Raw genomic sequence first — 26607 nt, 5'->3', positions numbered from 1 at the left:
AGTTATTTACGAGTAGAGCTAAAGGTGTAGGATCGCACTACGCCTTGCGCATCGAAGCGAATCAGTAAATCCTGGGAATCGTTACCGCCGAATAAGGCGTATTTGTAAATGCCGTAAGTCCAGGTAGGCTTACCGTCTTCCATGCCTGTGCGCCAAGGGGTACCGAACATTTCGGTAATATCTTGCTTACGAGTTTGCCCCACTTTGATTTCCGGCACTCTGACCGGCGAAAACTCTTGACCGACGGTAAAGCAGCCGGTTAACTGCGTTGTCGCGAGGCTGGCGACCAACAGCAGTGAACTAAAGCTAACGGCACGTGGTCCGCGTTTTGCAAGAAAATTTTTCATTTGTATTCCCTGATTGAAAAGTTGATTGATATAAACTCGCTGTTAGTGGCCTATCTTAGCCGGTTCCAGCCGCGATTCGAAAATTTTTTAGCCACAGATAGAATGTCCTCATGCCTACCGAAAACGACAATTCCGCCCTCGATAATCTGAACTTCGACAATCGTTTCGTCCGCGAGTTGCCTGGCGATCCCGAACCGGATAATTTTCGGCGCCAGGTTTATTCCGCCTGTTATTCATGGGCATTACCGACGCCGGCCAAACAACCGCGGCTGGTTGCCTATTCACGGGAAGTGGCGGACGATTTGGATCTATCCGCCGCTAGCTGCGAGTCGGAGGATTTTTGCCGGGTATTCGCCGGCAGCCGCTTGGCAAAAGGCATGGAAGCTTATGCGATGTGTTACGGCGGACATCAGTTCGGCCATTGGGCCGGACAGCTCGGCGACGGCCGGGCCATCAACCTCGGAGAAGTCGTCAACAGTCGTCGGCAACGCTACACCTTGCAATTAAAAGGCGCCGGCGTGACGCCCTATTCGCGCAGCGCCGACGGTCTAGCGGTGCTGCGTTCGTCGATACGCGAATTTTTGTGCAGCGAAGCGATGCACCATCTCGGCGTACCGACTACCCGCGCTCTAAGTGTGATTCTGACCGGCCAACAAGTGGCGCGCGACATGTTTTACGACGGCAATCCGCAACTGGAAGCCGGCGCGGTGGTCTGCAGGGTCGCGCAATCGTTTACCCGCTTCGGGAGTTTTCAAATTTTTACGGCGCGCGACGATTTGGACTCCCTGAAAAAACTGGTCGATTACACCATCCGGACCGACTTTCCTGAGTTGGGCGAACCGTCGATTCCGGTTTATCTACGTTGGTTTGAGGAAGTCTGCCGCAAGACCGCCGAGATGATCGTGCACTGGCAGCGGGTCGGTTTCGTGCACGGGGTTATGAACACCGATAACATGTCCATCCTGGGTCTAACCATCGATTACGGCCCCTATGGCTGGTTGGAAAATTACGATCCGGACTGGACACCAAATACGACGGACGCGCAAGGCCGGCGCTACCGCTTCGGCAACCAACCCAAGATTGCTTATTGGAATCTGGTGCAACTTGCCAACGCCTTGTATCCATTGATCATGCGGGCTGAGAGCTTGCAGCAGGCCCTGCTGGCGTATACCGAAACTTATGACGCCGGCTGGCAAGCCATGATGGCCGCCAAGCTGGGTTTACTCGCTTTCACACCCGGCGAGGACGAAGCGCTGACTAGCAATTTATTTCAGTTATTGCAGGCCGCCGAAACCGACATGACCTTGTTTTTCCGGCAACTGGCCGATATTGACTTTACCCTGGGCAGCGACTCGTTACCGGCGTTTTTGCTACTGATGCAACAGACTAGTTACGAGCCGTTAAACGATGACACCGTCGAACTGGCCAAGGCTTGGTTCGTAAGTTATCGATCCCGCAGCCAACGTGATGGCCAGCCTCAACAAGCTCGCCGCGCCGCGATGAATGCGGCCAATCCCAAATATGTGTTACGCAATTATCTGGCGCAGATGGCGATTGACCAAGCCGAGCAGGGCGATTTTGCCATGGTTTGGGAGTTGTTGGATCTGCTGCGGAACCCTTATTCGGAGCAAGCCGATAAAGCGGATTTTGCCGCCAAACGCCCGGACTGGGCCAAGCAACGCGCCGGCTGTTCCACGTTGTCTTGTAGCTCCTAACGACGCATCTCGGCTAATTTCGAACCAAGGTACTATGTCAACTCATTGAAAGTAGCTTATTATTGCCTTTCTAAATCTCGTTGTTTGGCATAATCTCCGGAGCAGAGCATGGCCCAAGAAATCGGTATCGTTAAAATTGTCACCGGCACAGTTACCGCACTCGCCGCCGACGGCAGTAAACGAATTTTGCAGGTTGGCGACAGCGTTTACCCAACCGATCTCTTGACCACGGCCGACGGCAGCACGGTGATGATACAACTGGCCAACGGTTCCCTGGTGGATATGGGCGGCAACGATAGCATGCAGCTTAGCGCCGCGCTGGCGGAACAAAACCAATTGTCGGCTGCGGCCGCGCAAAACACGCCGCCGGCCGGGCCAAGCGCCGAGGAAATTCAGGCCGCCTTATTAGCCGGCGCCGATCCTACCGCAATCGCAGAAGCTACCGCTGCGGGAGCACCCGCGGCTGGCGGCGCGCCGGGAGCAGGTAACGAAGGCCACGTCCCCGTAACGGTCGAATATCTCAATCCCGTAGCCCCTGTTACCAACGGTTTCGATACCACCGGGCCTAGCATCGCATTTACGCCGATTGTCCCCGAAGTTCTGATCTTGAATCCGCGCCAAAGCGCCGTTATCTCGGGAAACTTAGCGCCGATAGCCGAAAACGATAGTTCGCTAGGCAATACGCCCGGCAGCATCGTTACCATCAATGTATTAAATAACGACAGAGATCCGGACGGCAGCCTCAATCCCACCAGCGTTCAGATCTTAGGTCCTGATGGCGCAGCCATCGGTCCGGGCCAACCTTTAGTGGTAACCGGCGAAGGTACTTGGAGCATCAACACCACGACCGGAGCGATTACCTTTACACCGGAAGCCGGCTTCCAGGGCAATCCGACGCCTATCACTTACACTGTGGCCGACAATCTTGGTTTAACATCCAACCCAGCCACGGTCAGTATTGGTTATATTCCGGTAGTTACCGTGAGCAATGTGATTGTGGACGAGAGCCAGACGGCAACCCCACTGCCGACCGAATCCGGCGTGCTACGGATCAACGGCCACGTGCCGACATCGGTTGTATTGTCAGCCGACGGCGCAACTTGGCATACAGATACGCAAACCTTGACAGCCAACGACGGCTCTTATCAGGTCACGGTCAGTAACGATACTTATACCTTTACCTTACAGAAAGCCTTGACTCACACCAACTCGGCTGGCCCGGAGTCCGGCTCGGCGCCTATTGACTTTACATTTTCAGCCACCTTAACCGATCACAATGGTGGCATTGCCAACACGACCTTTACCGCAAATGTTTTTGACGATGGACCGACAGTGACAAATAGTAACGGCCAGATTCAAGACATCGTCGGCGGTCAGCCTTTGTCTGGATTAATTGCTTACGACCTGGGCTTTGACGGATTCGGGGCGGTAAGACTGGAAAACTTGAATGGCCCCTTAATGTCTCGGTCGGATGAAGTGACCATTAAAATATTCCATTCAACAGACAGTAGATTGGATGAGATTTATGCGTTTGTCGATAAAGGCACTGAAACCAATAGCATTGCGGACTTAGCCGGTGATCGCATGGTATTTTCGCTATTGCCGACCGTCGACGGCCCAGCGGGCGATTATAAGCTGACGCTATACGACGTATTGGACATGCCAGCCCCGACAGCTGTTACCCTGAATTTTGACAATGCCAGCAGTGTATCTGCCGGACAAATCGCCGTTGGCGCCTCCCTGCTGGTAGAAGGGACGAATCTGGTCCTAAGCCCGACACACCATATCGGTGTTAGCGATGGCGCGCTGGACAGAGCTGAAGCTATTACTTTTAAATTCGGTTCTGTAGTCAATGCCGTTCAGCTTAACGAATTCAATGTCGATCAATCCGGCCCGGATAGGTTTACGTGGACGGCATATAAGGATGGCGATGTCGTGGGCAGCAGATCCAACGTTGTTGCACCCGCCAGCGGCGGCTTGACTCCCACCATCAACGTCGCCGGCGGTTACGATACGCTGAAAATAGAAGTGAGCGCGGGCAAATTTGAGATCGGCGGACTAAAATATACGCCCCCCGGCGCTCAGAATTTGCAGTTAAATTTTGGCTTTGTCGCTACGGATGGCGACGGGGATAGCGTCAGCAGTCATTTCACCGTCGATACTGGCGCACTGTTAAACACTCACATCACTAACGTATTGCCCGAATTGCAACATCCAGATAGCGTCGTTGTGCACTGAGCGTCCAACGCAAATAAGAAAACCGGCCTAAGCCGGTTTTACTGTTAGTTGGATGCGCGCAGGATTAGTTTGATCGGCGCTGCCTGCCGTAACCTATCATACCAACCAAACCGCTCAAGAATAACCAAGTTGCGGCCGGCAAAGGCACGGCAGAGGTCGTATAAATTAAAGTCGCCTGAACAAAAGGCGGATGCAAGGCTGTTTCGCCGCCGGCAAAAAGGTTGTATTCCACGTCCGAGCTTAATGCCAAGGTAATGACAATTTTTTGATCGTTGGTCCAATTAACCAAATCCGAACCGTTTAACAAAAACTCTTGGCTCCATTCCACGACGTCTGGATGATAACTTTGGGTTACAGTAGCTCCGTCGTAAGGGGATGCCTTGTCTGGAAATGAAACACCGTCGATACTGAACGCAATGTTTTCAATGTCGGAATTTTCGCTATAGTCGCCGCGAGCATGGATAAACAAAGAGCCGTCCACGAGGGCGGCAAGAGGCGCATTCTCAATCGTAAAGATGAAACTCTGACCGTTTGCAGTCTGCTGAAACTCTTGCGAACTAAAAGTCACCACATCAGCGCTTGCTTGTAAGCTTGCTGCAGAAAGAAACAAGGCAACGACAGATTTCACTAAGCGGTTTCGCATCAGACTTCCTTTAAAAAATGAGCACTGACGCAAATTTTACGTTATGTCGGATTGCAAAGCCACCTGTACTTAAGGGCTGAAAAACAATAAATCCAAATCAATCCGGTTTGAGCCTGATGCCTTCCCTCGCGCACAGAAACCATATCCTTTCACTTTTTTGTATTTTGGCAGGATTCCGCCTGCATTCCAGCCCGACGGGCTGGCGCTAAATTGCTAAAAAAATATGCTCAAACCGGCCATTTCGGGTATCCTTTTTAAGCTAATCCAACGTTTTCCAAGGTTCCGTAATGACCAACAATACCGATATTGCCGCAAGACACGATATTGATCCTGCTGAAACCCTAGAATGGATGGAGGCGCTGCAAGCGGTAATAGAAAAAGAAGGCGGCGATCGCGCCAGCTTTCTGATTGAAACTCTGCTCAGTACCGCCAGACAAGCCGGCATGGACATTCCGTTCTCTGCCAATACGCCTTACATCAATACCATCCCAATCGATCGACAACCCAAATTCCCCGGCAATACCGACATCGAGCGCACCATCCGCTCTTACGTACGCTGGAATGCAATGATGATGGTGTTGCGCGCCAACAAATACACCAATGTCGGCGGCCATATCGCCAGTTTCGCGTCCGCCGTCACCTTATACGACGTCGGTCAAAACCATTTCTGGAACGCGCCTTCGGATAAACACGGCGGCGACCTGATTTTCTCGCAAGGCCATTCCGCACCGGGTACTTACGCTCACGCCTTCTTGCTAGGCCGTTTGAGCGAAGAACAAATGGACAGCTTTAGACAAGAAGTCGGCGGCAACGGCTTGTCGTCTTATCCACACCCCTGGTTGATGCCTGACTTCTGGCAATTCCCCACCGTATCGATGGGTCTGGGCCCGATCATGGCGATTTACCAAGCCCGCTTCATGCGTTATATGCAAAATCGCGGTTTTGCCAACACCGAAGGCCGTAAAGTCTGGGCCTTTTTGGGCGACGGCGAAACCGACGAACCGGAAACCTTGGGTGCGATCGGCATGGCCGGCCGCGAAAAACTGGATAACCTGATTTTCGTCGTCAACTGCAACCTGCAACGTCTGGACGGCCCGGTACGCGGTAATGGCAAGATCATCCAAGAGTTGGAGGGTAACTTCCGCGGCGCCAACTGGAACGTCATTAAAGTGATCTGGGGCCGGCGCTGGGACGCCATCCTCTCTCGCGACAAGGATGGCTTGGTCGTCAAACGCATGATGGAATGCGTCGACGGCGACTATCAAACTTTCAAATCCAAGGACGGCGCCTATGTCCGGGAAAAATTCTTTAACACCCCGGAGTTGCAGGAACTGGTGAAAGACTACACCGACCGCGATATTTGGGAACTGAATCGTGGCGGCCACGACCCGATCAAAGTTTTCGCCGCATTCAACGCGGCGGTTAACCATACCGGCCAACCGACCGTGGTTCTGGCTAAAACCATTAAAGGTTACGGAATGGGCGACTCCGGCCAGGCGCAAAACACCAGCCATCAACAGAAAAAGATGAGCATGGAATCGATCAAATACATCCGCGACCGTTATCAATTGCCGGTCAGCGACGAAGAATTGATCAACCTGCCTTACCTGCGTTTCGCGGAGGACTCCGCCGAACTGAATTACCTGCGTCAGCGCCGCGTCGATCTGGGCGGTTATCTGCCGGCTCGCCGCACCAAGTCCTACCCATTGGAAGTCCCGGCCCTGTCCGCGTTCAAAACGCTATTGGAAGGCACCGGCGAAGGCCATGAAATTTCCACTACGATGGCCTTTGTCCGCATCCTGAACATTCTGGTCAAGGACAAACAGATCGGCAAACGCGTCGTGCCTATCGTGCCGGACGAATCACGCACCTTTGGCATGGAAGGTATGTTCCGTCAACTGGGTATCTGGTCGCAGGTTGGCCAGCTCTATACGCCGCAAGACGCTGAACAGTTGATGTTTTATAAGGAAGATAAGCACGGCCAAGTGTTGCAGGAAGGCATTAACGAAGCGGGCGGTCTGTGCGATTGGATCGCGGCCGGTACCGCCTATTCGACGCATGGCGTACCGATGATTCCGTTCTTCATCTATTACTCGATGTTCGGCTTCCAGCGCGTCGGCGACCTGATCTGGGCCGCGGCCGATCAACGCACCCGCGGCTTCCTGCTCGGCGGCACCGCCGGCAGAACCACCTTGAACGGCGAAGGTTTGCAGCACGAAGACGGCCATAGTCACTTGATGTCGGCCACCGTGCCAAATTGCTATTCCTATGATCCTACCTTCGCTTGCGAACTGGCCGTGATCATTCAGGACGGCTTGCGCCGCATGTATGTCGAACAGGAAGACATTTTCTATTACATCACCCTGATGAACGAAAACTACGACCAGCCGGCCATGCCGGAAGGCGCGGAAGCCGACATTCTGAAAGGCATGTATTTGTTCAAAAAAGGTCCGAACGGCAAAAAGCCGCGCGTGCAATTGCTGGGCTCCGGCACCATATTTATCGAAGTGATAGCTGCCGCCAAACTGCTGCACGACGACTGGGGCGTGGACGCCGATATTTGGAGCTGCCCAAGCTTTACCGAACTGGGCCGAGACGGCCAAACTTGCGAACGCTGGAACCGTTTACATCCGACCGAAAAACCGCGCGTGACGCATATCGAGCATTGCCTGGATAGCACCAAGGGTCCGATCGTTGCCGCCACCGACTACATGCGCGTATTCGCCGAACAGATTCGGCCTTGGGTAAAACGGTCTTACACAGTATTAGGTACCGACGGTTTTGGCCGTTCCGACACTCGCGCCAATTTGCGTAGTTTCTTCGAGGTGGACAGGTACCACGTTACTGTCGCCGCATTGCACAGTCTGGCGCAAGCCGGCGAATTTGATGCCGCCAAAGTCGAGGTAGCAATTGCTAAATACAACATCAACCCTGACGCAACCGCTCCTTGGTTGATATAACGGAAGAGACGCAATGAGTGTAATTGAAATCAAAGTCCCCGACGTCGGCAATGTCCCTGAAATCGACATCGTCGAAGTGCTGATCCAGCCCGGCGATGTGGTCGCGGTAGAGCAAACCCTGGCCGTGATGGAAACGGATAAAGCGACGATGGATTTACCGTCCAGTGCGGCCGGCACCATCAAAACCGTACACATCAAACCGGGCGATAAAGTCTCCGAAGGCACCCTGATCGCCACGCTTGAAGTAGGCGAAGCCAGCGCCGCTCCCGCCGAACCGGCACCTGCGGCAGTTACCGCCCCAGTTGAACCTGCCCCGGCTCAGGTTGCGGAAGCGCCAAAAGTCGAACCCGCCAAACCTGCAGTAATTCCCGCCGCACCGGTCGCGGTTAGCAGTGAAGGTTTTAAAGCGCATGCCACACCCAGCGTCAGACTCTTTGCCCGCGAATTGGGTGTCGACCTGAGCAAGATCCAAACCGGCAGCGGCCGTAAGGGCCGCATCCTGCAGGACGATGTAAAAAACTTCGTCAAACAGGTCATGGCATCGGGCGGTTCAACCAGCGGTGGCGCAGGCATACCATCAATTCCAGCCGTCGATTTCACCCAGTTCGGCGAAATCGAAGAAAAGCCGCTGAGCAAAATCAAGCGTCTTACCGGTCAAAACCTGACGCGCGTCTGGCTAAACCTACCGCTGGTGACGTATCACGACGAAGTCGCCATCGATGCGATGGAAGATTTCCGTAAGTCGGTAAACGCCGGTTTGGCAAAAGATGCGGTCAAGGTCACAGGTCTAATCTTCATCATGAAGGCGCTGGTAGCAGCGATGCAAAAATACCCGTCCTTCAACAGCTCTCTGTCTCCGGACGGTGAAAAACTGATTTTCAAACGTTACTACCACATCGGTATTGCCGTCGATACGCCAAACGGCCTAGTGGTACCGGTGATTCGCGATGTGGACAAAAAAGGCATTTTCCAACTGTCAAACGAACTGGCCGAGAAAAGCGAATTGGCCAGAACCGGCAAATTGAAACCGGCCGACATGCAGGGCGGTTGCATGACCATCTCTAGCCTGGGCGGCATCGGCGGCACCGCATTTACGCCCATCGTCAACGCACCGGAAGTGGCGATTTTGGGTGTGACTCGCTCCAAAGTGCAGCCGGTCTGGAACGGCTCGACGTTCGAACCGAAATTGATGTTGCCGCTGGATATTACTTACGACCATCGCGTCATAGACGGTGCCGAAGGCGCACGTTTTATGGAAGCATTGAAATCTTATCTGGGCGACATTCGCCGGCTGTTATTGTAGGAGTAGGGATATGAGCGATTCTGTCACGCATTCTGAAGTATTGGTACTCGGCGGCGGCCCCGGCGGCTATACCGCGGCGTTCCGCGCCGCTGACTTGGGCAAGCAAGTGGTATTGGTTGAGCGTTACCCGGTATTGGGTGGGGTTTGTTTGAATGTGGGTTGTATTCCGTCCAAAGCCTTGCTGCATACTGCGCAAGTGATTCACGAAGCGGAAGCCATGGCGGAACATGGTGTCAGTTTCGGCAAGCCTAACATCGATCTGGACCAAATCCGAGCCTGGAAGCAAAGCGTCAGCCAAAGTCTGAATCAAGGCCTGGGCAAATTAGCCAAGCAACGCAAAGTGACGGTGATCAATGGCGTAGGTAAATTTGCCACGGCCAACAGCTTGACCGTAACCGGCGAATCCGGCACACAAACAGTCACTTTTGATAACGCGATCATCGCCGCCGGCTCGCAGCCGACCAAAATCCCCAGCTTTCCGCACGACGATCCGCGCGTTTGGGACTCGACCGATGCGCTGGAATTGAAATCGGTACCGGAAAAATTATTGATCGTCGGTGGCGGTATCATTGGCCTGGAAATGGCCACGGTGTATCACGCGCTGGGTTCGAAAATCAGCGTCGTGGAATTGATGGATCAGATTATCCCCGGCTGCGACAAAGACTTGGTTACCCCCTTGCAGCGCAAGATCAAAAAGCAGTATGAAAACCTGTGGTTGCAAACCAGCGTGAAGGCGATGGAAGCTACCGATACCGGCATCAAAGTCACGATGGAAGGCAAGGGCGCGCCGGAATCTGAAGTGTTCGACGCTGTATTGGTTGCGGTCGGCCGCCGACCCAACGGCAAATTGATCGATGCCGACAAGGCCGGTGTGAATGTCGATGAACGTGGCTTTATTCCAGTGGATAAGCAAGGCCGCACCAATGTCAGCAATATTTTCGCAATCGGCGACATCGTCGGCAATCCGATGCTGGCCCACAAAGCCACACATGAAGGCAAAATCGCCGCTGAAGTGATTGCCGGCCACAAAGCCGGTTTCGATGCGCTCACCATTCCATCGGTAGCGTATACCGATCCGGAAGTAGCATGGATGGGGCTGACAGAAACCCAAGCTCAGCAACAGGGCGTGGAATTCGACAAAGCCGTATTCCCTTGGGCCGCCAGCGGCCGGTCATTAGCATTGGGCCGTAGCGAAGGTATTACCAAGATTCTCACCGACAAAACCACGGGCCGCATTCTTGGAGCCGGATTTACCGGGCCTGGCGCCGGGGAACTGGTTGCCGAAGCGGTGCTGGCTTTGGAAATGGGGGCGGACGCCACCGACATCAGCCTGAGCATACATCCGCATCCAACCTTATCTGAAACCTTTGCTTTCGCGGCGGAGATGATAGAAGGGACGATTACAGACCTTTATGTGAAGAAATAAAGCCGGCTGAAATTTTTAGCATTGATAACGGGAGGATAATTACTCACTCCCGCCTAAGCAACGGCTCTACCTGTAAGTCCTAACTAGCAGTGTAAAACGCATTAATATCAGGAAAACACATGGAAAAATTTGTATTCGGGACTGGCGAAGACGATAGGAAGCGGTTGCTGCATTTCGTTGACACCCTGCAAGCGTTTTTGGAAAAAGTCCTGGAAAACGGCGAATATTTTCAGCCCAAATTTCGCGACGACTATAAAAAATCCTGGGCGGAGCTAAATCCGCATTTTTCTGCCTTGAAAGATGCTTTGCAGAGGGCCGACACCAACACCTTGTTGGCTCACGGCTTATTGGGGACGCAACTTAATTCAAAGCTGAAAGTGGTCAATCATTTCGCCGAGGAGTTTTTGCTGTACGGCATAGAAATTATCGGCGGTCACAAACTGTTGGAGAAGTTTTTGCAAATCGCAAGTAAGCTTATCGGCAATATGGCCGCTACAGTTGGCGCCGGATTGGCCATACAAAGTTTTACCGACTTTCTTAGCGGTATGATCAAGGACGACAGTTAGCGCCAACAAACCTGCTCGGCCTTAGGCATGACTTTATTTACTGCCATGCCTAAGCGAGTTCTTCTTGAAATATATCAAACTTCAAGCCGCCTTTTTAACCTCCACCCCTCTCGCCAGGAGACCATCTCTGCCTTTTTCGGCCAAAGCTAGCATTTGATAAGCCAAATCATCGGCGATATTTAATTGCTTTAGGGTGTCCGCCAAATGCTCCATCACAATATCGTAATGAAAGTCGTCCGGGCCGAGTTTGATCAAAAACGAATGAGCCGGCGATAACAAGGTGATGGTTCTTATCTCCTGACCGCCGATTATGTCCAACAGAAACGCAAAGTCGCTGCCTGTTACTAAGCTCGGTTTGGCATTGGTGCGTGCAAACGCTGTCGTAAAATACTGGTCCAAAGCCTCTAGAACTTTCTCATCCGCCCCGTTGAAGCTATTAAAGTAAAGATTTAAATAAGCCTTCAGCGCGTTGGCCTGTTCCGCCGCCGGCCGCGTGAAAAAGAAGCGGTTAACACGATAGTCGTCCAGCATCTTGCCGTAAAATACATCGACTATCTTGCCAATTACGGCTTGGTCACCGAGCGTCGCACGCAGGGTTTGTATTTGAGGTGCTACGATGGTTTGCATAATTTTCTCCAGGCTGGATTATTAATATCTACCCGAAGTTTTCCAGCTCAAGCAGTTTTGTCAAATTTTTGCACGGATTTAATGCGAACAAAACCTATACAAAAACGCCCGAGCGGCAAACATCTAAAGCCCATCCCTAAAGCGACTATTCCTTCTTCGGCACATAGCCCTCAGGCAATTCGAACCCGCCCGCAAACAAAAATTTCTCGCGCTCGGTTTCCAATATTTTTTTCGCTGCAGGATCGAAACTGGACAATCTCTGTTCGTTAATAATCATGGTCTGCATCGCCAACCAGTCCTTCCATGCCTGCTTCGATACATGTTCGAAAATGCGTTGGCCGTTGACACCCGGAAACGGCGGTGAGTCCAGTCCTTCCGCTTCGATGCCCAGTTTTACGCACTTAATCATTCTCGTCATTGTGATCCTCTGTGAAATGTTGCTGCAGCAGACGCCCGATCGGTGTCGGCAAACCTAAAGTATTAATCTCGGCGGTTTTATACCAAACCGCCCGCTCGCCTTCCATCACATTGTTTATGGGGTTTTCCAATCTCGCCAGTAACGGAATGTAATCCAGATGATAATGCGAAAAACTGTGCCGTTGACTGGGCAAGGTTTGCGCCGCGTCAATTAGGTAATTGTATTGCATGCACCAGTCTTGCAGAGCCTCCCTATCGGCAAACTCCGGCAAACTCCAGAGTCCTCCCCAAATACCGGTCGGCGGCCGCTTCTCGAGTAATATCCGGTTTTGCTTATCCAATAGCAGCAAAAAATACAGTTGTTTGACCGGCAAAACCTTGCGGGGCTTGGATTCCGGCAGTGTTTTTTCTAAGCCTAGTAGGCTAGCCCGGCAAACAACGGCAATCGGGCATATTTCACACTGCGGTTTACTGCGCGTGCAAAGTGTTGCACCCAAGTCCATCATCGCCTGAGTGTAATCCCCAGTGCGTTGCTGCGGCGTGTACTGCCGGCTGATTTGCCATAGTTCGGCCGCGACTTTATTATCGCCGGGCCAACCATGCACGGCATGAAACCGTGCCAACACCCGTTTAACATTACCATCCAGGATGGGCTGGCTTTGCCCGCAGGCTATGCTGAGTATCGCTCCGGCGGTAGAGCGGCCAATGCCCGGCAATGCGCTCAAGTCTTCGACGGTTTGCGGAAACCGGCCTTGGTTAGCGGCGAGCAGTTGCGCGGTTTTGTGTAGATTTCTGGCCCGTGCGTAATAGCCGAGCCCGGACCAGTATAGCAAGACTTCATCCAGTTCCGCCGCAGCCAGACTTTCTACCGTCGGGAAGCGAGCCATGAAGCGATTGAAATAGCCAATCACGCTGACCACCTGAGTCTGTTGCAACATAATCTCCGACACCCATACCCGATAGGGACTGATATCTTGTTGCCAGGGCAAATCCTTACGGCCGTGTTGGTCGAACCACGCCAGAAGTTGTGTTTGGAATTGTTCGGGAGACATAGAAGTAAACGGCGAGCGAAGCAGTCAATGGTAAACGTTGTTTCAATAGATTCGCAACGCTCAATATCTTCGGCACTTATGCTAAGCGCGCCTGATGGTAACGCGGGATTTTGCCGATTTTTCACGAAAAAAAAATCGCCAATATTAAGCTCTACGGTTGCTTTTCTCCGAAACTGGGACTATGTTTTGGGCATCTAAAGTAAATCGGCTAGATGCCGCTATCCGGTTAACTGGGGAACGATTGATCGAACCGGTTATCTTACGTTCAGGCGAAAATCCGGTATGTTGCTGTTTATGCGTTTCGGACCTGATTTTGCGATGATCGAATTAATTGCGCAGAGACCGCCTTAAGAGCCGGACAATCACAAAGCTCTCGCAGGCGCTACTGCTGCAACGGGGTTGCCATGCAATCCAATATGACTGAAGTGGCTTATGATATTAATTATTAAGAATATCCCATCGATCACAAAAGAAAGCGAGTTGGGGGACTTTGTAGACTCCGCGCTTAAGTTTTGCCTGTTAATTCCTATCAAACTTGGCAATATTCTAAAAACCGATATTTTTTGCCTTAAGAACATAAAGACAAACGTTCTATCTTTTCATGGCCGAGTATTTATTGACGATGAAAAAGCCGGAAAACGCGTTATCAGAAAACTGCATGGTAAACGCTTCAAAAATAAAATCGTCGAGGTCAGAGAATACTTTATTCGCTCAAGTAAAAACGACAGGCGCTTAGCTCAAAAACCGGTTCCTGCTGACATACTTGAAAAACGCAGAGGAGAGCGCCGTTGCAATATAAAGCATGTCGACACTGCCAGCACTTACAAAAATGTATTCGACACCGAAAATATCTACCACCTCAGCCGCAAGGCACGGAATGATATTTATGATCTCTAAAAGGCGTAGAGAGTCAACCCCACTACTAAGAGCAACCCGGTAGATCGGCAGCCACATCTCGGCGAACTAGACCATTCGCGTCAGATGGCGCCAACAATCTACAAGGTAACGCTCCGAATGTCTCGGAGCATGACTAAAGGTAATAAATCTTAGCCACGCGTTTTGATAACCCCCTAAAATGCAGAAAATCGAACAGCTAAACGCGAGTTGATTCAGCTAACAAAATTGACGGCACCAAGGTTGAAACTCCTCAGCCCTGCTTTCTGCCGCGCCAGCCCAAAATAGCCAAACCGCTCAAAAATAACGGCAAACCAGCGGGTACCGGCACTGTCACCACTTCGCCATTTCTTACTTGAAATACATATCTTCCGGCTACTCCGGAGTTCAATGAATTCGCAATCAAACTACTGATACCGCCGTTCAAAAATGCGCCGTCAACTGCCGAACCGCTTAACTCAAAGGTGTTCGCAGCACCGTTCGACCATCCAACCCTAGCTGAATCGCCGCCAAACCCATTAACTCCGTCGCTGGCGCTGCCGGTTTCCCACAATATTTGATCGTAGTTGAATTCAAAATCAAAGTCTCCAGCCAACACATCGGACCGGTCGGTGATGATTAGTTGAAATCTGTTTAATTTGTCGTCTTGATGATCGAAGTAACCGACATCTATCCAATTTACGCCAAAGGTGTTTCGCCCGCCGATGACCGCTTGACCATATTGAACAAGTTGACTGCCTGCAGCCCCGAGTATCAACATCCGCAAAAAACGGCGCCAAAATCTGCCGATTCGTTGTACTCAAATCGTAGGGGGTGTATTCAGTTTGAGACGAATCGAACGTGATATTACCGTTATTGTTGACGTATGTCTGACTAAAGTTCGTCCCATAGAAATTGATAGTGAACCCCAAATCTACCAAATCGCTGGAATCGTCGTCGTTAGCCGGAAGCGTATTGGCTGTGAATAAAGACGAATCTCGGATAGCGCCCGCATAGGCTGTTGGCGAAGCAATTGAAAATATAAACAATGCCGCAGCGATGGATTTGGCGACTGTGTTCGACTTAGTAGTAAGCACTGAAATATTTTTCATTGATAGTCCTCTTTGCAAAAATGAACGATTTGCAAAGCATTTCTAATGCCATATTAAAAAATATTATATTTCAATTGAGGGTGTCCTGAATTTTGTGTAAACGGGATTTAATTATCGATTGGGCATCCTGTCTTCAAACTGAATGCTAAACCGATTCAACGCGGCTTTCCAGTCATGCAAAGGCATGGTCCATTTTTTACTGATATTCATCAGGGCCAAATAGAACAATTTCGACAAGGCTTCATCACTGGGAAATGAACCGCGATTCTTGGTGATTTTCCGCAAACTCATGTTGACCGACTCAATGGCATTGGTGGTGTAAATGATGCGGCGTATCTCCGGCGGATAGTCGAAAAAGGGGATGATCCGATCCCAATGACGTCGCCAAATTTGGGCAATGGGAGGGTAGGCCTCGTTCCACTGCACCTCGAACTCAGCCAGCTTCTGCTCCGCCTTGGCGACGGTGGCTGACTGGTAAATCTGCTTGAGATCGGCGGCGATCTGTTTGCGCATTTTCCAGCCGACATAGTTGAGGCTGTTGCGGACCAAATGCACGATGCACAGTTGAACGGCTGTGTGTGGATAGACGGTTTCAATCGCTTCGGGAAAGCCTTTCAAGCCATCGACACAGGCGATGAAGATGTCTTGGACGCCGCGATTTTTCAGGTCTGTCACCACCTGTAACCAGAACTTGGCACCTTCGGTTTGGGCAATCCATAAGCCCAGCACTTCCTTTTCCCCGCTTAGGTTAATTCCAATCGCCAGATAAACGGCCTTGACCCGCACCGCACCGGTATCGCGCACTTTGACGTGGATGCAATCGAGATAAACGATGGGGTAAACCGGGTCGAGCGGTCGCGTTTGCCAGGCTTTCACTTCCTCAATCACGGCGTCCGTCACTGAGGAAATCAAGCTAGACGACACTTCAGTGCCATACAGCTCTTCCAGATGGCTCTGGATTTCCCTGACCGTCAGCCCTCGGGCATAAAGCGAAATAATCTTGTCGTCAAAGCCCGTCCAACGGGATTGGTGTTTGCCAATGATTTGCGGCTCGAACTGACCATGACGATCACGTGGAATCTCAATCGGCAATGCGCCAAAATCACCTTTCAGCGTTTTACGGCTTTTGCCGTTGCGCGTATTCCCCGTAGCATTACTGACAGACTCATGCTTGCCATGCCCCAGATGTTCGGTCATTTCAGCTTCTAAAGCCCGCTCCACCAGCGCCTTGGTGAGTTGTTTCAGCAGGCCATTTTCGCCCAGCAGGTCTTCCGGTTTTTGATAGCCGGACAATAAGGTATCGATTAGGTCGGTTGGGATCGATTTGGGTAAGGTCATAGTTACTCCTCAAAGTAAGGGCAGTTTCCTGCCTAATGACCGTTTACACAAAAATTCTTACACCCTCTTTCAATTACCTGCAAAGCTCAGCAAACGGCTAGCCGGGTAAAATGTAAATTTTCCCGACAGCTTGATCGCAGCGCTCTATTTGGCGGCAAACCTTAGGGCTATTAAAAGATCTGTGTGGTTAAAGGTTCGCAGTTCAAGCGCTCCCGCCTACGGCGATGAACTAACTCTCCCAACATCCTTTCGCTATGCCTTTGAGCTAAAAGCAAAGCATCATTTTGGAAAAATCAGCTTCGCCAAAAGGCCACTGGCTTCATTCCAGTACTACCGGAATCTTCCCTATCTTACTCTGCCACAACTTCGGTGCTGTATTGTGTATCGACTCCCCGCGACTATCCACCGCCACTGTTACCGGCATATCCTCCACGACAAACTCGTGTATCGCTTCCATACCGAGTTCAGGGAACGCGACGATGCGGGCCTGCTTGATGGCTTTGGACACTAAATACGCCGCGCCGCCAACCGCAATCAGATACACCGCTTTATGCTTGGCGATGGCATCTATCGCTATCGGGCCACGCTCGGATTTGCCGATCATGCCCAACAGACCTGTTTTTTCCAGCACGGTATCGGTAAAGCTGTCCATACGGGTCGCGGTGGTGGGTCCGGCTGGGCCGACAACCTCGTCGCGCACGGCATCGACCGGACCGACGTAATAGATAAATTTGTCTTTTAAGTCCACACCATCCGGCAAGGGTTCGCCCTTGTTCAAAAGATCAACGATACGCTTGTGGGCGGCGTCGCGGCCGGTGAGCAGCGTGCCGCTGAGCAACAAGGTTTCGCCAGGCTTCCAGTCGGCAACGTCTTGCTTGCTTAGGCCGTCGATATTGACGCGGCGGGCACTGCCGGCGGATTGGGTAATTTCCGGCCAGTCGGACAGTTTGGGCGGCGTCAATAAGGCCGGACCTGAACCATCCAATACAAAATGCGCGTGACGGGTGGCGGCGCAGTTGGGGATCATCGCCACCGGCTTATTGGCGGCGTGGGTAGGGTAATCCAGAATTTTTATATCCAGCACCGTGGTCAAGCCGCCCAGACCCTGGGCACCGATGCCTAGCGCGTTGACCTTGTCGTACAACTCCAGCCGCAATTCTTCCAGCGCATTGCTTGGGCCCCGCGCGATCAAATCCTGAATATCGATAGAACCCATACAGGCCTGTTTAGCCAAAATCATGGCTTTTTCGGCGGTGCCGCCGATGCCGATGCCGAGGATGCCGGGCGGGCACCAGCCGGCACCCATGGTCGGCACGGTTTTCATCACCCAATCGACGATGCTGTCGGCCGGATTGAGCATGACAAACTTAGATTTAGCTTCCGAACCTCCGCCCTTCGCCGCCACTTCCACGTCCACTTTGTCGCCCGGCACCAGTTCCATATGGATCACCGCCGGCGTATTGTCCTTGGTGTTGATGCGCTTGCCGGCCGGATCGGACAAAATCGAAGCGCGCAGCACGTTGTCCGGATGCAGATAAGCCCGGCGCACACCTTCGTTGACCATTTCGCCGACGCCGAGCTTGGCGTCCCAGCGCACATCCATGCCAATCTTCAGAAATACGGTGACAATACCGGTATCCTGACAAATCGGCCGCCGGCCTTCCGCGCACATTCTGGAATTAATCAGAATCTGCGCCATCGCGTCCTTGGCGGCCGGGCTTTGCTCTTTTTGGTAAGCCGCATACAAGGCCCGGATGAAATCCTGCGGATGATAGTAGGAAATGTATTGCAAGGCATCGGCGATGCTTTGGATGAAATCGTCTTGGCGGATGGTGGTCATGGCGGAATCTAAGGCTTGAGAAACAAATCAAAATTTACCACGAAGTGCCCGCCGGTTGAGTATTTTCAGACTTGCCCAGCCCTTGCCAGAAGAAGATGACGTTTGCACTTAATCCCGCAAAAGCGGAGAAGCCTTCAAAGAAAGCGCCTCCACCTCAAGCTTAGTCGATGGCAAACTGCGTTAACCGCGCGGCATACGCTGGTGGAATATCCCGCCAGCGTATGCTTCGCTTGCTTACTCTTTTGCGGCTTCGACCGGAATGGTAATAGTGACATCATCGCCTACGTGCGGCGCGTATTTGCCCATATTGAATTCAGTACGTTTTACGACCGTGGTGGCGTTAGCGCCGCAAGCGTCTTTCTTAAGTATCGGGTGCGGCATGCATTGGAACGAAGTTACGGTCAATGTCACCGGCTTGCTAATGCCTTTCAGCGTCAAGGTGCCATCTACCGCCACCAAGGTCTCACCATCGAATTTCAGCTTGTTGGATATGAACGTAACGGTGGGGTACTTGGCGGTATCCAGGAAATCTTCACCTTGAATATGCTCATTGAAAAGCGGGTAGCCGGTGTCGACGGAAGTGGCGTCCACCGTGACGTCCACGGAACCGGTTTTCGCTTGGCGATCCAGCACGATTTTGCCGGTGGTTTTATCAAAGCGGCTTAGTTGGTTGGAATAACCAAAATGACTGTAAGAAAATCGCGGTAAGGTATGGGTGCCGTCGATAATATAAGTTTCCGGAACTGCCAGCGCTACGGTCGAAAAGCTTGCGGCTAAAAATAAAAGCGTAATACGTTTCATGGTAAAGCTCCTAGGGTTAGTGGAGAATCGGATAAAAATACAAGCTTATTATCCGGCGTAGGCCACACAATGTAACGACTCTTGTGCGTTATGGCGTCTAAAACACGTACTGCCTATAAACTACGCTGCCATCAGCCAGCCTGGCAAAATCCATACAAGCCATATCTACCGGCTACGATTTTGCCTGGTGGCCCGAGGCACGTATTTGCCGGGAATTCGGCGCGGGACTGCTAAAGCCATGGCGTGCTGCCCTTAAATGGCTACTGACCGGGGCGGCACTCTCGTTCCAGAAAGTTCGCAAAAAAGTCCGGCGCGCCGCCGGGGACACGAACGGTATAGCCGAAATCCACGTGTTACTCATGCTCGAAATAGCATCAAACAAATTGCTCAAGCTGGTCCAGGCAATAGTCTTGCCGTACCACTTGCCCCAAATTTATCCGCTCAAAATATTTCTTTAAGTCCACTTTGATCGGCATGAAATAAACATTCCAGTCATTTTCAAGCGCCGAGGCTATGACCTTATTGGCGAATTCGACGTTCCAGTCGTAATCGGGTTTGAAATGTTTTGGAAATTTGACGTGATTTTTCACTTCCCAATAATTTTGCGAGGCCAACGTAAGCACCGGACTGATACCGATATAGGTTTCCAGACCATCCATATGTTCGGCAAATAGTTCCACCAAACGGTGATCGTAGAACGGTTGCGAGAAAAAGCCGTCGGCGCCGGCATCGGCCTTGCGCTGAATATAATGGCATTCGTGCTGCAAACCATGCCGGTGCGGGTCGAATCCGGCATAGATGTTCAGCGCCGGGAAACGCCGACGTACCGCCCGGATCAAATCGACCACATCGGTATTGCAATAGCTGCGTTTCAAACCTTCCGGCGGATCGCCGGTCACCAGCAATACGTTATCCAGCTGGTATTGCTCGATGATACGATACAACTCGCCGCCATCGATTTTAAAATCGATGGCGCGAAAATGAGGAACAAAGCGGTATTTACGCCGATCAATGCGTGTCGCAAGTTCCCAGCTGCGAATATCGAAACGCTGAATATCCGGCACGTTGATGATATTGATGCCGCTATCCAGGCTCTGGACAAACGCATATTGCTTTTCAAAGGTGTCCAGCGTTCTGGGGACGATTTCAAACGAAATGTTCATCGGTACTCGAGTATTTAGCTATTAGCCTGTCAGCCCAACGTCGCGCGTAAGGTCTTGGCGGCGGCCACCATTTGGGTCAGCGCCGGTATTACCTCAGGCCACTGGCGGGTTTTTAGACCGCAATCCGGGTTGACCCACAACCGTTCGGCCGGAATACGCTCGGCAGCCTTGTGCATCAGCGCGACGATATGCCGCTCGCTCGGGATATTCGGCGAATGGATGTCGTACACGCCAGGACCTATCCCGTTCGGGTAGTTGAAATGCTCGAAGGCATCCAGCAACTCCATGTCGGAACGCGAGGTCTCGATAGTAATCGCGTCGGCGTCCATATCGGCGATGGCGGCAATGATGTCGTTGAACTCGGAGTAACACATGTGCGTGTGAATCTGCGTCTCGTCCGCCACGCCGCCCGTCGTGATACGGAACGATTCCACGGCCCAATCCAGATAGGCTTGCCATTGCGATCGGCGTAGCGGCAGACCTTCGCGCAAGGCCGCTTCGTCGATTTGTATCACGCCGATGCCGGCACCTTCCAAATCCAGCACTTCCTCGCGGATAGCCAAGGCCAGTTGCTTGCAGGTGACCGAACGCGGCTGGTCGTCGCGGACGAACGACCAATTCAGAATCGTCACCGGCCCGGTCAACATGCCTTTCATCGGCTTGCCGGTCAGCGACTGGGCGTAGCCGATCCATTCGACGGTCATCGGGCGCGGGCGACTGATATCGCCAAACAAGATGGGCGGCTTGACGCAACGCGAGCCGTAAGACTGCACCCAACCGGATTGGCTGAATGCGTAGCCGGCTAGCTGTTCGCCGAAATATTCCACCATGTCGTTACGCTCGGCTTCGCCATGTACCAACACGTCCAAACCGAGCACCTCCTGTTCGCGTACGCAACGGGCGATTTCGGCGCGCATGATCGCTTTATAGCCGGCTTCATCCAGTTTGCCGGACTTGAATTGACTGCGCGCCAGCCGAATTTCCGCCGTTTGCGGGAACGACCCGATAGTGGTGGTGGGAAACTTGGGCAAGTTCAGCAAGGCGGCTTGTTTGACGGCACGTTGCGCATAAGGACTTTTGCGCTGAGCCATTTGCGGGGTAATGCCGGCCAAGGCCGCCTTGACCGCCGAATTATTGACCCGCACCGAAACACGGCGCGTTTCGATGGCGGCACGGTTGGCATCCAATTCAGCTTTGACCGCGGCGCGTCCTTGGTTCAGTGCGATGCCCAACAGGCGCAGCTCGGCGAGTTTTTGCCTGGCAAAAGCCAGCCAGGATTTGATTTCGGCATCGAGTTTCCGCTCGCTGTCCAGATCCACCGGCACATGCAGTAGCGAGCATGACGGTGCCAGCCATAGGCGTTCACCCAATTGTCGCGCTACCGGCTCCAGCCAATCCAGCACGGCGTTGAGGTCGGTTTTCCAGATGTTGCGGCCATTGATTACCCCCAGCGACAGAGTCATGTGTTCCGGCAGCATGCCCAGCAATAACAGGACATCGCTGCGGCCGTTGACGGCATCGACATGCAAACCGGCCACCGGCATATTGGCGGCGAGACTGCGGTTTTCCGCCAGTTGGCCGAAATAGGTCGCCAGCAACAGTTTGACGCGACAGGCGCGCAAGTGATGGTAAGCCGTATTAAAAGCATCTTGCCAGACCGCATCGAGTTCGGTGACGAGAATCGGTTCATCGATCTGCACCCATTCCACGCCCGCCGCCGCCAGCGTTTCCAGCAATTCGACGTAAATCGGCAGCAACTTAGGCAACAGTTCCAGCTTGTGCGAATCGTCCTTGGCCTTGCCCAGCCATAAGTAAGTGACCGGGCCGATGATCACCGGCTTGGCGGCGACGCCTTGCGCCTTGGCTTCCGCCAGTTGTTCCAGCAGGCGGGCCGCGTCCAGTTTGAATTCCGTGGCGGCGGTGAACTCGGGCACAATGTAATGGTAGTTGGTGTCGAACCATTTAGTCATTTCACCGGCAGCTACCCCACTACAACACGGCGCCGTTTCGGGCGCGGATTGCGCCGAACGGCCGCGGGCGACGCGGAAGTAGTTGTCCAGCGCATCGCCATGGAAGCCCTGCACCCGCTCGGGCAAATTACCCAGCGTAAAGCTCATGTCCAGCACCTGATCGTAGAAAGCGAAGTCGCCAACCGGTACCCAATCCAATCCGGATTGCGCCTGCCAATGACGCCGGCGCAACTGCTTGCCGAGCGCCTTGAGTTCGTCACGCGAGGACTCGCCGTTCCAGTACGACTCTAAAGCAAATTTCAGCTCGCGCTTCGCGCCGATACGGGGGAAGCCTAAATTGTGAATTTTTGTCATGAATAACTACCATCTGTTGAATGTTTGACACATGAAACATTGTAAACAGGTCGATGAGTGACGATAATCGATGATTCTTCATCGAATCATGAGAGATATTCATTGATATGGAATTGATCCACTTGCGCATCCTGCTGGCGTTAAAACGCCACGGCACGCTGAGCGCCGCCGCCGAAACCCTGTATCTGACTCAGTCGGCGTTGTCGCATCAAATTAAAAACCTGGAACAACGCCTGGGCGTGACGCTGTGGTATAAGCAAGGCCGTTCGCTGGTGTTGAGTCAAGCCGGGCGCTATTTGTCCGAGGTGGCCGAATCGGTGATCGCCACCGTCGATTCGGCGGAAAATCACCTGGCGCAACTGGCGACAGGCAAAACCGGCAAGTTGACCATAGGCATCGAATGCCATGCTTGCTACGAATGGTTCCGCAACATCCTGCAGCCCTATTTGCGGGCCTGGCCGGATTTGACGGTGGAAGTCACCTCGCGCTACCGCTTCGAATCGTTCGAGGCCATTCGCCAGTACAAGCTGGACGCCGTATTGACCTCTGACCCGGTGGATAACGGCCTGCTCAGCTACCAGCCGCTATTCGACTTCGAGCTGGTGTTGATCGTGCCCGATAGCCATCCGCTGGCAGGCCGCGCGGAAATAACACCAGCCGATCTGCGCGGCGAAACCGTGTTGACCTACCCGGTGGCCCGCGAACGGCTGGACATGTTCCGCAAAATACTGCAACCGGCCGGCATCGAACCCGCCGCCCATATTCAAGTCGAGGAAACCGACATCATGCTGCAACTTGCCGCCGCCGGCCGCGGCGTTTGCCTGCTGCCGGAATGGCTACTGGCCGACAAATCCGCCAAACTCGGCCTGACCGGCCTGCGCTTTACCGGGCTACCCATAGCCAAGACCATGTACCTGGCTTGCCGGCACGAGGATGCAGAGCTGGAGTATTTACGCTGGTTGGTGAAGCATGCGGGTGGGGCGGCTATTTCGCACGACTGATCACAGCCCTATAATCATTGGCGATAATAAAACCACGACATTGCACAGCCGCCACTGCCACACTTGAGGCAAAACAGGCCACGCGCATCGAAACAGCAATTGCCCAAAACCAGTTGAAAGGCTCCTCTTTGCTGACAGGAAATATCAACGACAATCCGTGCGAAAAACGCTCGATTAGCAATAACCCGATTACAGCGAATGCGTTTGCTAGTATTTCTTTCTTTAAACTGGTCAGAGATTGAATTGTCGCCCCAAAGCCTTCAACCCCCTTTACTTTCGCATCCGACGAAACATCTTTTAATACACCATCAACATAGGAATATAGCGCATAAGACAGGGTGCCCGTTACTACGGCCAGAGGGACAATGACCGATAGTAATTCTTGGAAAATCGGCAGGGCTAAGCTGCTAACATAAAACGTTATCAGCAACGCTAAACTGAAAGCTAACAAAAAGACCAATATGAATCTAATCATCGGCTGTGATTACGATCCAAATTCTCGGATTCGGTAATTACTTGAGCAATAAGCCCCGCATCACTTAATTCTCGCCCAGGAGCTGGCAAACCTGTTTCCAATTCCAATTGACCTTCGTTATATATCTCTTCTTCAGTCGGAATTGGTAATTCCACGTAAACAGCGGCCTTTTCGCTTGTATGTTTCTTTTTTCCTCCTCGGTCGCCTTCGGTAACTAATACCCATTTTCCTTCGCCTTCAGCAGCATAATCGACATAGTCGGCTATCGGCTCTTCAGGAATTTCCAAATTACCTGACTCACTTTCAAGAACCATGGAAATTTCATCTTGGCTATATAATTTTTTTAGCTCTTCCAGCGCTTCACGTGCTTTTTCGTTGGTACGAAGAATATTCGGTGAAATTAGCTTAAGTTCTAATCGATATATTCTTCTATGAGATCGAACCACCGACCAGAATTCTGCTGTCTTGGTTTTGGCTTCTATGAATACTCGATAGTTATACTTTCCCAGAACCGGTTCGCGGATACCGGCTTGAAGTGCATTTGTGACTTGAGATTCGGTCCCAAACTTCCAATCCCGTTGTATGAATATGTATTGTTCCTGGAGGTCAAATACAGCCACAAGGGGAATCCAGTCATCTGCTTCACGTTCGATAATGTCGCCGGGGACTTTTTCACCAACATGTGCGGTTCTTAACTTTGCTACTTTGCCGACGAAATATCTACCTATTTGGAAGGTATATAACTCGGTGGGTTTTGCCTCCGCAAAACCGACAAAAGCGTATTTAACATTGTGATGTTCGAATTCGCGATCGCCATACAGCGCAACTAATATTGCAGCACCTTTCGTTGAGGGCAACGGCGAGACATCTAAGCTAGTTTGCGCATCTTCCACTAGGGAATAGCGTAGTACCAGAAAATCGCCGGTATTTTTCATGTTCTCTCCTTGGCAGCTATATCAAGTTATCTTAATTATCTAACATAAGGAGTGTATGCTTTGAAGGCAGTAATAGGCCTTCAAGCATTCGGCGCTGACGCTATCGCTAATGCGCCCTACAAAACCTCGAAAATATTAGACGCTTTCCAATTTCACGGCCTGGTTTTCTCCCGTTTTGCCGCGCCGAGCACCGAAGGATTTGGCAAGATTAGCCCGAGAGGGGGCGGCAGGGATGCCGCTCGTTTTCGGAGGGCTAGGACAGCCCTTCCGAAAACCCTCGCCAAATCCTTCGGAGCGCAGGGAATAAGCGGCATCCGGCATTCAATCAAGCCGTCGCGCCAGCGACATCTTCCCCCTCTCACCCCAACCAATTCTCCATCAACAATCCCGGCACTCGTTCGAACTCCCGCAAGTTGTTGCTGACCATTATCAATCCGTGGCTGCAGGCATGGGCGGCGATGTGCAGGTCGTTGACGCCTATCGGTTGGCCGATTTTCTCCAACGCGGCGCGTATGCCGCCGTAATGCAGCGCGGCGCTATCGTTGTATGGCAATACCTGCAAACGGCTGCAAAAGTCTTCTACCGTGGCAAGATTTCGGGCAGGGAATTGGCTTTTCTCGGCACCGTGGATCAATTCGGCCAAGGTCACGGCGGAAATCGCCATCCGGCCGTGATGCCGGTTGAAGGTCGCCAACACCTCGATCGGTCGCCGCTTAATCACATAGATGACGATGTTGATGTCGAGCAGATATTTCAGCATGCGCTTAAAAGCTCTCGCGCTCACCTTGCTGCTGGCTAGGGCGTCCGTTTAGAAAATCGTCGCTGACGCTCGGGCCATCGAGAAAAAAACTGTCCCAAGCTGCGTCCGCCGGGGCAATGATGCGCTCCTACCCAACGGCACGAATCTCAACCTTTTTGACACTGTCGGGAAATCGCATGTCGGCGGGTAGACGCACGGCCTGACTGCGGTTGTTGGTAAATACGGTACTGGTCGCCATGGGTGCCTCCAGACTGCTATATACAAGCAATATATCCCTGCGTCCGTATAACGTCAATCCAGCCTTCAACGCGGCTTTCGCCAACCATCCGGAAGGTCTGGAGCTGGCGACGGCCTACCTGGATCGTTTGCCTAGCACTACATACGGTGATTTTTATGAAAAAATACACAATATATAGTGACTATCGCCTTGACAGATCACTTTACCCCGCCTAAACTCCCTGCTCGAGACGGTTCCCCCCGAAGGGGATTAAAAGGGAATCCGGTCGGCGATTTTGCGTTTTTCGCATGCTCGCCGGAAAGCCGGAGCTGCCCCCGCAACTGTAATCGGCGAGTTTAGGTTCACCCCGTGCCACTGGACGCGAGTCCGGGAAGGCCGAACCTAAGCGGCGACCCGAAAGCCAGGAGACCTGCCCTCGAAACTTTTATCAACCGGGAGCGGGGTGTCTCCGAG

At 52.4% G+C, this 26607-nt stretch carries 23 protein-coding genes, 1 pseudogene and 1 riboswitch; of the genes and pseudogenes, 9 read left to right on the top strand and 15 right to left on the bottom strand.

From position 1 onward, the window contains the following. Positions 1-2 precede the first annotated feature (2 nt). Entirely contained in the window at positions 3-347 is a 345-nt protein-coding gene (bamE, locus tag ACH50O_RS19870) for an outer membrane protein assembly factor BamE domain-containing protein (RefSeq protein WP_446809483.1), read from the bottom strand. 110 nt (positions 348-457) lie between these two features. On the opposite strand from bamE, the gene ACH50O_RS19865 reads away from it, so the two are divergent. Together ACH50O_RS19865 and ACH50O_RS19860 are read left to right on the top strand one after the other, a co-directional pair. Continuing rightward, a complete protein-coding gene (locus ACH50O_RS19865) occupies positions 458-2062 on the top strand; it encodes a protein adenylyltransferase SelO (protein ID WP_446809482.1) in 1605 nt (534 codons plus the stop codon). Positions 2063-2170: 108 nt separating this feature from the next. Next, positions 2171-4300, top strand: a complete 2130-nt coding sequence (locus ACH50O_RS19860; protein WP_446809481.1) for a retention module-containing protein — start codon at positions 2171-2173, stop codon at positions 4298-4300. Positions 4301-4364: 64 nt separating this feature from the next. On the opposite strand, the gene ACH50O_RS19855 is transcribed toward ACH50O_RS19860, so the two are convergent. Next, on the bottom strand, positions 4365-4943 hold the full coding sequence (locus ACH50O_RS19855) for a VPLPA-CTERM sorting domain-containing protein (RefSeq protein ID WP_446809480.1): 579 nt from the start codon (positions 4941-4943) through the stop codon (positions 4365-4367). 287 nt (positions 4944-5230) lie between these two features. On the opposite strand from ACH50O_RS19855, the gene aceE reads away from it, so the two are divergent. From aceE to ACH50O_RS19835, 4 genes are all read left to right on the top strand, one after another. Next, entirely contained in the window at positions 5231-7903 is a 2673-nt protein-coding gene (gene aceE, locus ACH50O_RS19850; protein ID WP_446809479.1) for a pyruvate dehydrogenase (acetyl-transferring), homodimeric type, read from the top strand. A 13-nt stretch (positions 7904-7916) separates the two neighbouring features. Then, positions 7917-9206 carry a 2-oxo acid dehydrogenase subunit E2 gene (locus tag ACH50O_RS19845; protein WP_446809478.1) on the top strand — a complete coding sequence of 430 codons (1290 nt, stop codon included), beginning with the start codon at positions 7917-7919 and terminating at the stop codon, positions 9204-9206. A gap of 10 nt (positions 9207-9216) precedes the next feature. Continuing rightward, positions 9217-10632: a dihydrolipoyl dehydrogenase gene (gene lpdA, locus ACH50O_RS19840; RefSeq protein ID WP_446809477.1), complete on the top strand. Its 1416-nt coding sequence runs from the start codon at positions 9217-9219 to the stop codon at positions 10630-10632. Positions 10633-10751: 119 nt separating this feature from the next. Further along, a complete protein-coding gene (locus ACH50O_RS19835; RefSeq protein WP_446809476.1) occupies positions 10752-11198 on the top strand; it encodes a hypothetical protein in 447 nt (148 codons plus the stop codon). 81 nt (positions 11199-11279) lie between these two features. Here ACH50O_RS19835 and ACH50O_RS19830 read toward each other — a convergent pair whose 3' ends face one another. From ACH50O_RS19830 to mutY, 3 genes are all read right to left on the bottom strand, one after another. Further along, the gene (locus ACH50O_RS19830; RefSeq protein WP_446809475.1) at positions 11280-11825 is read right to left on the bottom strand and encodes a hypothetical protein; all 546 of its coding nucleotides are present in this window, start codon (positions 11823-11825) and stop codon (positions 11280-11282) included. 145 nt (positions 11826-11970) lie between these two features. Then, positions 11971-12243 carry an oxidative damage protection protein gene (locus tag ACH50O_RS19825; RefSeq protein WP_446809474.1) on the bottom strand — a complete coding sequence of 91 codons (273 nt, stop codon included), beginning with the start codon at positions 12241-12243 and terminating at the stop codon, positions 11971-11973. Beyond that, entirely contained in the window at positions 12227-13294 is a 1068-nt protein-coding gene (gene mutY, locus ACH50O_RS19820) for an A/G-specific adenine glycosylase (RefSeq protein ID WP_446809473.1), read from the bottom strand. The genes ACH50O_RS19825 and mutY overlap by 17 nt, the downstream gene beginning before the upstream one ends. Before the next feature lie 432 nt (positions 13295-13726). On the opposite strand from mutY, the gene ACH50O_RS19815 reads away from it, so the two are divergent. Continuing rightward, positions 13727-14191, top strand: coding sequence for a hypothetical protein (locus ACH50O_RS19815; protein ID WP_446809472.1), 465 nt, complete (start codon positions 13727-13729; stop codon positions 14189-14191). Between the two features lie 250 nt (positions 14192-14441). On the opposite strand, the gene ACH50O_RS19810 is transcribed toward ACH50O_RS19815, so the two are convergent. The 7 genes and pseudogenes from ACH50O_RS19810 to metE all read right to left on the bottom strand — a co-directional run bounded on the left by ACH50O_RS19810 (position 14442) and on the right by metE (position 22745). Then, the gene (locus tag ACH50O_RS19810; protein WP_446809471.1) at positions 14442-14948 is read right to left on the bottom strand and encodes a nidogen-like domain-containing protein; all 507 of its coding nucleotides are present in this window, start codon (positions 14946-14948) and stop codon (positions 14442-14444) included. A gap of 37 nt (positions 14949-14985) precedes the next feature. Further along, positions 14986-15279 (bottom strand): annotated as a pseudogene (locus ACH50O_RS19805) (hypothetical protein); the annotation flags it as partial. A 111-nt stretch (positions 15280-15390) separates the two neighbouring features. Next, positions 15391-16617 (bottom strand): IS256 family transposase, encoded by a 1227-nt coding sequence (locus ACH50O_RS19800; protein ID WP_446809007.1) that lies wholly within the window; start codon positions 16615-16617, stop codon positions 15391-15393. A gap of 319 nt (positions 16618-16936) precedes the next feature. Further along, a complete protein-coding gene (locus ACH50O_RS19795) occupies positions 16937-18457 on the bottom strand; it encodes a fumarate hydratase (protein ID WP_446809470.1) in 1521 nt (506 codons plus the stop codon). 234 nt (positions 18458-18691) lie between these two features. Further along, positions 18692-19258, bottom strand: coding sequence for a YceI family protein (locus ACH50O_RS19790; protein WP_446809469.1), 567 nt, complete (start codon positions 19256-19258; stop codon positions 18692-18694). Between the two features lie 374 nt (positions 19259-19632). Further along, on the bottom strand, positions 19633-20421 hold the full coding sequence (locus tag ACH50O_RS19785) for a methylenetetrahydrofolate reductase (protein WP_446809468.1): 789 nt from the start codon (positions 20419-20421) through the stop codon (positions 19633-19635). 29 nt (positions 20422-20450) lie between these two features. Further along, positions 20451-22745, bottom strand: a complete 2295-nt coding sequence (metE, locus tag ACH50O_RS19780) for a 5-methyltetrahydropteroyltriglutamate--homocysteine S-methyltransferase (RefSeq protein ID WP_446809467.1) — start codon at positions 22743-22745, stop codon at positions 20451-20453. Positions 22746-22852: 107 nt separating this feature from the next. On the opposite strand from metE, the gene ACH50O_RS19775 reads away from it, so the two are divergent. Further along, a complete protein-coding gene (locus ACH50O_RS19775) occupies positions 22853-23746 on the top strand; it encodes a LysR family transcriptional regulator (RefSeq protein WP_446809466.1) in 894 nt (297 codons plus the stop codon). Here ACH50O_RS19775 and ACH50O_RS19770 read toward each other — a convergent pair. The 3 genes from ACH50O_RS19770 to vapC all read right to left on the bottom strand — a co-directional run bounded on the left by ACH50O_RS19770 (position 23730) and on the right by vapC (position 25916). Beyond that, entirely contained in the window at positions 23730-24221 is a 492-nt protein-coding gene (locus ACH50O_RS19770) for a hypothetical protein (RefSeq protein WP_446809465.1), read from the bottom strand. The two genes, ACH50O_RS19775 and ACH50O_RS19770, sit on opposite strands and share 17 nt — an antisense overlap. Continuing rightward, entirely contained in the window at positions 24218-25156 is a 939-nt protein-coding gene (locus tag ACH50O_RS19765; protein ID WP_446809464.1) for a hypothetical protein, read from the bottom strand. Before ACH50O_RS19765 ends, ACH50O_RS19770 begins: the two co-directional genes overlap by 4 nt. A 358-nt stretch (positions 25157-25514) precedes the next feature. Beyond that, positions 25515-25916, bottom strand: a complete 402-nt coding sequence (gene vapC / locus ACH50O_RS19760) for a type II toxin-antitoxin system tRNA(fMet)-specific endonuclease VapC (protein WP_446809463.1) — start codon at positions 25914-25916, stop codon at positions 25515-25517. A gap of 236 nt (positions 25917-26152) precedes the next feature. Here vapC and ACH50O_RS19755 point away from each other — a divergent pair, with 236 nt between their 5' ends. Continuing rightward, the gene (locus ACH50O_RS19755) at positions 26153-26332 is read left to right on the top strand and encodes a hypothetical protein (RefSeq protein ID WP_446809462.1); all 180 of its coding nucleotides are present in this window, start codon (positions 26153-26155) and stop codon (positions 26330-26332) included. A gap of 35 nt (positions 26333-26367) precedes the next feature. Further along, positions 26368-26585, top strand: a riboswitch (cobalamin riboswitch). Positions 26586-26607 lie beyond the last annotated feature (22 nt).

The sequence above is a fragment of the Methylomonas sp. 2BW1-5-20 genome (genome assembly GCF_052474515.1).
The sequence above is the reverse complement of the archived record's forward strand: the minus strand, read 5'-3'. Positions and strand labels throughout refer to the sequence as shown.